Here is a 955-nt window from a genome sequence, read left to right on the forward strand (position 1 = left end):
CCGCTGCTGCCAAGCGCGGGGCTGCGCCGTCGCCAGCACCGGCATTCTGATCGCCTTGACCAGGCTCGTTGCTGCCGCAACGAGCGCGCCCGCAATGCTGATGCCGATGCCGGCGAGCCACCATTCAGGCCGTAAGGTGAGCTGCCCCGGAATCTGTGCGCCATAGAGCCCACGCAGCGATGCCGCGACGTCGGGCAGGAGCACCGCCGCAATGAAATAGCCGCAGACGAGCCCGATCAGCCCGGCGACCAGGGCCAGCGCCACGAGCTCGATCACAAGCACGGTGTTGACCAGCCGCGCCGAGGCCCCGCAGGCGCGCAGCGTCCGCAGCATCGGCAGCCGCTGCTCGAAAGCGAGTCCGACGGCCGAGTTGACGATGAAGAGGCCGACGAAGAACGACAACAGGCCGAACGCCGTGAGGTTGAGATGGAAGCTGTCGGTGAGGCGCTCCAGCTCGGTCTCCGCAGTTGGCTCGATCAGCTGCAGTTGGTCGCCGACGACGCTTGCCAGCGGCGCAGGCTTGCTCTTCGGTTTGCCGAGCAGAAGCCGCGACACCTGGTCCGGCTTGTTCAGCAGACGCTGTGCCACGCCGATATCGACCACGAGCACGTCGGGCACAAGCTGCGGCAGTACGCGCAGCGGCGGCAATGTTGCGCCGTCGCTGGTCGGAGGCGCTGCGCCCTCCTGCTCCTGCAGATCGCTCAGCGTCTCCCGCGCCACCAATGTCCGGCCCGGCGGAGCAACAAAACTGCTCAAATCTGCAGTGCCAAGGCGCGGTGCGTTGCCGACGTCGATCGGCAGCGTCACCGGCTCAATCCCGAGCAGGCGTAGCGAACGTCCGTTGATCTGGACCCGGCCCTCCAGCGCCGGCGACACCGGCCAGCCGGCACGGCGGAGTTTTACGAACAACTCCTGGGGAAAGGTCGCGCTCGCAGGCGCAACCAGCATCGCCGTG

General features: G+C 67.5%; 1 protein-coding gene. It reads right to left on the reverse strand.

What is annotated here, in order from left to right:
- A partial coding sequence (locus MOV75_RS39660; protein WP_247008291.1) for an ABC transporter permease occupies positions 1 to 955 on the reverse strand: 955 nt, incomplete at both ends.

This window comes from Bradyrhizobium sp. PRIMUS42, assembly GCF_023006515.1.
In the GTDB taxonomy this organism is placed as follows: Bacteria; Pseudomonadota; Alphaproteobacteria; order Rhizobiales; family Xanthobacteraceae; genus Bradyrhizobium.